The sequence below is a fragment of the Microcoleus sp. Pol12B4 genome, assembly GCF_036701385.1.
GTDB lineage: Bacteria > Cyanobacteriota > Cyanobacteriia > Cyanobacteriales > Microcoleaceae > Microcoleus.
Genome location: NZ_JAUBQR010000323.1, coordinates 1 through 4,977, shown reverse-complemented (window position 1 = coordinate 4,977; position 4,977 = coordinate 1). Strand labels below are relative to the sequence as shown.

Here is a 4,977-nt window from a genome sequence, read left to right as displayed (position 1 = left end):
ATTCTGTGGTTGGGTTGGTTCGGGTTCAATCCCGGTTCGACAATGGCAGTCGATCCAAATGCGATCGCCCACATTGCGATCACCACCAACACCGGCGGCGCCTTCGGGGGAATTGCTGCAACCATTACTGCTTGGCTGTACCTGGGCAAACCCGACCTTTCGATGATTATCAACGGCATCCTCGCCGGCTTAGTCGGCGTAACAGCTAGCTGCGCTTGGATCAACGTGCCCAACTCTGCCATAATCGGCACGATCGCCGGTATCCTGGTAGTTTTCGCAGTAACTTTCTTCGACAACTTGAAAATTGACGATCCTGTAGGTGCAACTTCAGTTCACTTAGTCTGCGGCATCTGGGGAACTCTGGCAGTTGGGCTGTTTGCTGACGGGCCTACAACTGGACTTTATACCGCAGGCCCGGCAGCCGGATTGCTTGTGGGTGGAGGTTTCGGCCAACTCTGGGCGCAGTTGGTCGGCATTATCTCTGTAGGCGGGATGACCGTTTTGCTGAGTACGATTTTTTGGGCCGCACTCAAAGCTTTGCTGGGTATCCGCGTTTCTGCTTCAGAGGAGGCTGAAGGTTTGGATATCGGCGAACACGGGATGGAAGCTTACACCGGGTTTGTGAAGGAAACCAGCTTGGACAACAGAAGTGAGAGCAGCTACGGCGGTTATGGTGGGGGTTCTGGGGGCAAGACTACCAAACTGTAGAGCGTGCGAAGATCTCGACCAATACAGCTTTCGTGTCCTAGATTAGTTATTTATCAGCTAATTGACGCCTTTATTCAGAAAAATCCAAATCTGAAATAGCCGCCAACTTATGGCTGTCTATGGTTGTGCTCGCGTTTCAATCTTCGATACGAACGCGGGCATAATTTTATTTTTAGTTGACCTTTAATAGTTGGCGATTGCATGAGATATGCGCCGCTAATTGGTAACTGGTAATTGAGAATCTGTAACTAACGAACTTTGCAAACTGGTGTATTGATTAGAGTTTACCGGCAATTGCTTTAAGTTCTTCAACGACTCGTTTGTTTTTGGGATTCCTGCTGCCATCGAGGCGGGCGGAGACAACAGTGATTATTTCTACTATATCTTTAGCTAAATCCTCGTCACAGCTAGTATTTTGGGTTTGATTGATAATCACTACCTCTGTCCCAAAGTGTTCGCACAAATTAAAAATTAGTTCAGAACCAAATCTCAGCAGTCTGTCTTTGTGAGTTAACACCAACCTTTCTACTTGATTGTCTGCGATCGCCCGAATGAGATGTTGTAAACCCCGCTTACTGTAATTAACCCCAGAACCCACATCATCAATGATTTGGAATTGCCAGCCGTGAGATGCACAAAACAATTCCAAAACTTGTTTTTGTCTCTCTAAATCATCTTTTTGGTCGTGGCTGCTAACACGAGCGTAAGCTATGGTTAAAGCGCCGTTGGGTTTTAAGCCGAGAAGATGAGCTAGGTCATACCGTCTGTGACCGTTAGCCGTGCGTTCCGGTATTAGCTTGCCTTCGGCTTCCCACCTGCGTAAGGTAGAAGCGCTTACACCTTTAATTTTGGCTGCTTCAGTTATAGTTAATTTTTTCATTTTTGGATTTTAGCATCAGAACTGAGTAAGTTCGATCACTTTTAGATATATTTTTTTGCATTGCAGCAGCTTTGACAAATCCGATTGCGGTGTAAGAAAGTTTGGTAGGCAGATTTTTTATGGTAAAGTAGTGCGAAAAAGCAAAGTTCTGCATCGCCGCCCTTGCCCAACACAGCACAGTGCTTGATTCTTACAAGAATTGAGGCTTTAATTGAGCGGTAAAATTTGATGCAGCAATCAGTGCACATTATTCGGTGTGAGGCCTGCAAATAGCTTGAGTTTATGGAGAAGTTTGGAGGAGGTAGCAGAAGTAGAACTCATAAATCCCTCTTAGGAATGGAAGTTAGCCGATCGAAAACTATTCCGGTTTGGGCTTTGCTATCTTTGGTGACGAACGGGGTACTGATGTTCACAGTCGCTCAACTACTGCTGCAGGGACACAACTTGACAGAAAGTTTCCAGGCGAATGATGCGGTGACGGCAGAAGTGGCGGAGGGACAAAATGACAAACCGATCACCTCTGCAAACGCATTGCTAGACGTGCCCGTTCCAGGACCGCGACATAAATGGACTTACCAGCAGTGGGTGACGCAGTTGGGTCGCGAAGCTGAGGCGGCGGCGGCGAATCGACCATCAAGACTGAGTGTTTTGGCTGGGGATTCTCTAAGTATGTGGTTCCCAACCAAGCTGTTACCAGTCGATCGGTTTTGGCTGAATCAAGGGATTTCGGGGGAGACTTCCGTGGGTTTGCTCAAGCGGTTGCAGTTGTTCGATAGAACCGCGCCGGATACGGTATTTGTGATGATTGGGATTAACGATTTGTTGCGGGGAACCAGCGACGAAGGAATTTTGGATAACCAGCGGCAGATTATTCGCGATTTGCGGTGGGCTCACCCCAAAGCACAAGTGGTTGTGCAATCGATTTTGCCCCACAGCGGGGAACAAGCTACTTGGGAAAATCGCGATCGGCTGTTGGCGATTCCTAATAGTCGGATTAGGGCAATAAATCGGCGCCTGAAAGAAATTGCTAGTTCTGAGAATGTTTTGTATCTGGATTTGTACCCGCTGTTTGCAGATGCTGACGGCAATTTGCCAACCGAACTCAGCACAGATGGCTTGCACCTTAACGATCAAGGTTATCTGGTTTGGCGATCGGCCCTGCAACTGTTCGATCAGATGCAGTTGAAAAATGAGTCATGAGTTATTAGTCATTAGTTAGTAAAGATAAAGGATAAAGTAACATTCTCCCCAACTCACCCCCTCTCCTCCTCCCACTCTCCCCAACTCAAAACTCCTGTCCTCTCCTCAACTCTCCCTCTCCGGTTACTCTGCTATCACGGGCTATGTCAAGTATCGACTGATAGATTAAGAAATATGATACTTAGCTATTTAGTATAGGGTGATACAGAATAACTGTTGGTACAAATGGTGCAATCCAAAAGGCATAGACCATTAGATTGATAGTTGACGAATTTAGATGAGTCCGGCTATACGAAGCCGGGGGGTTGAGGATTGGGGAATTATCTATTGAAGATTTGTTCCGCTAAAACAGGGACTTAAAACCAAATAACTATTGCATCTAAAATCCTCGCATCTAAAATCGGCTCGGTCTTCCCTGAAAATTGCTGAGTATGAGAAGGTACAACTAACGTGATCAAAAAAAGTTTAACGATCGGCATCATCGCCCTGTGGCTGTTAAGCGTACCGCTGACGGACAATGCCTTAGCTCAAGATGCTGCTGGTGCGGCTGCGGTGGCGGCGAATCCGATCGACAGTGGCGATACGGCCTGGATGTTGGTCTCCGCAGCACTGGTATTGCTAATGACACCGGGGCTGGCGTTTTTCTACGGGGGACTGGTGCGATCGCGCAACGTCCTCAACACCATGATGATGAGCTTAGTCATGATGGGACTGATCGGCGTCACCTGGACGCTGTGGGGCTACAGTTTGGCTTTTGATGTCACCCCCAGCAACCTCAATGATAAAGGGTTTGCCCAAGGACTCGAAACCTTTCTCGGCGGCTTGGACTGGATGTTCTTGAACAACGTCACGGCGGAGACACCAGATCCGATCGGCTACGCACCGACAATACCGCACCAAGTCTTCATGGTTTACCAGATGATGTTCGCGATCATCACTCCAGCCTTGATTTCCGGGGCGATCGTCGAACGGGTAACATTTAAAACCTATTTCTGGTTCGTGCTGCTGTGGTCTACCTTCATCTACTCTCCTTTAGCCCACTGGGTTTGGGGTAGAGGCTGGCTGGGGGCGATGGGAGCTTTAGACTTTGCCGGCGGTACAGTCGTGCACATCAGTTCCGGTGTTTCTGCCGTTATCGCAGCTTGGGTAATCGGGCCCCGCAAAGACCACTTGAACAAGCCCCACACCCCCCACAACGTACCCTACGTCTTGCTGGGAATTGGGCTGCTGTGGTTTGGCTGGTTTGGCTTCAACGGCGGTAGTGCTTTGAGTTCGGGTTCTTTAGCAACAGTGGCTTTTGTCACCACCATGATTTCAACAGCCGCCGGCGGTTTAACTTGGACAATCGTGGAATGGGTTCTCAGAGGCAAACCGACAGCAGTCGGAATTGCTAGCGGTTTCCTAGCGGGATTGGTGGGCATCACACCTGCGGCTGGATTCGTGCTTCCAGTGGGAGCGCTTTTGATCGGATCGATCACTTCGGTTTGCTGCTTCTTTGCCGTTAGTTGGCGGGCTAAGCTGGGATTTGACGACTCTTTGGATACCTTCCCGGTTCACGGCGTCGGCGGAACTGTGGGCGCGATTCTGACTGGCGTGTTTGCGACTAAAGCGGTTAACGCTGCCGGAAATGACGGGCTATTTGCCGGGAATCCGGGGCTAATCGTGACTCAGTTTGTAGGCGTTCTAGCTACTTACGTGTTTGCGGCTGTCGGCACTTTTGTGATCCTGAAAATTTTGGCGCAGTTTATGGAACTGCGAGTGCCCTCATCTGCTGAAGACCAAGGTTTGGATATCGGGCTGCACGGCGAAGAAGCTTACGGTGAGGATTTTGCCGGCGGTTTCAGTTCGTTTGAATCGAGTTCTCCTTTTGCGCCGAAGAAGGTTTGAAGCTAATTTTCTGAATAAGTTCGATCGTGTAGAGACGCAGGTATCTGAGTCTCTACGCTTTTTTTTGAGTTTTTTTAACGAACCGCGAAGGCGCGTTCATTCTTTCTTTGCTCTCAATTCAATGTGTCGATCGTATAAATACCATATCCCCTCTTCCCTAATGAACCAATAATCCCGATCGCACCCCAGGCATTCTAAAATCAAAGGTAATTAACCTAGATTTCTACTCGATACCGCATGGATACTAAAGCTTTTAAACGATCGCTCCAACAGTCTGAAAACTACCACCGCAAGGGTTTCGG

Annotated in this window: 4 protein-coding genes; 3 read left to right on the top strand and 1 reads right to left on the bottom strand. The window is 48.5% G+C overall.

Going from position 1 to position 4,977, the window contains the following annotated elements; all coding sequences use genetic code 11:
* On the top strand, window positions 1-708 hold a 708-nt coding region (locus QUA38_RS27260), incomplete at its 5' end, for an ammonium transporter (protein WP_445305114.1).
* Between the two features lie 277 nt (window positions 709-985).
* Here QUA38_RS27260 and QUA38_RS27255 read toward each other — a convergent pair.
* Window positions 986-1,588 carry an IS607 family transposase gene (locus QUA38_RS27255; protein ID WP_333167412.1) on the bottom strand — a complete coding sequence of 201 codons (603 nt, stop codon included), beginning with the start codon at window positions 1,586-1,588 and terminating at the stop codon, window positions 986-988.
* Window positions 1,589-1,870: 282 nt separating this feature from the next.
* Here QUA38_RS27255 and QUA38_RS27250 point away from each other — a divergent pair, with 282 nt between their 5' ends.
* Window positions 1,871-2,788 carry an SGNH/GDSL hydrolase family protein gene (locus QUA38_RS27250; protein ID WP_333167410.1) on the top strand — a complete coding sequence of 306 codons (918 nt, stop codon included), beginning with the start codon at window positions 1,871-1,873 and terminating at the stop codon, window positions 2,786-2,788.
* 450 nt (window positions 2,789-3,238) lie between these two features.
* Window positions 3,239-4,675, top strand: a complete 1,437-nt coding sequence (locus QUA38_RS27245; protein WP_333167408.1) for an ammonium transporter — start codon at window positions 3,239-3,241, stop codon at window positions 4,673-4,675.
* Window positions 4,676-4,977 lie beyond the last annotated feature (302 nt).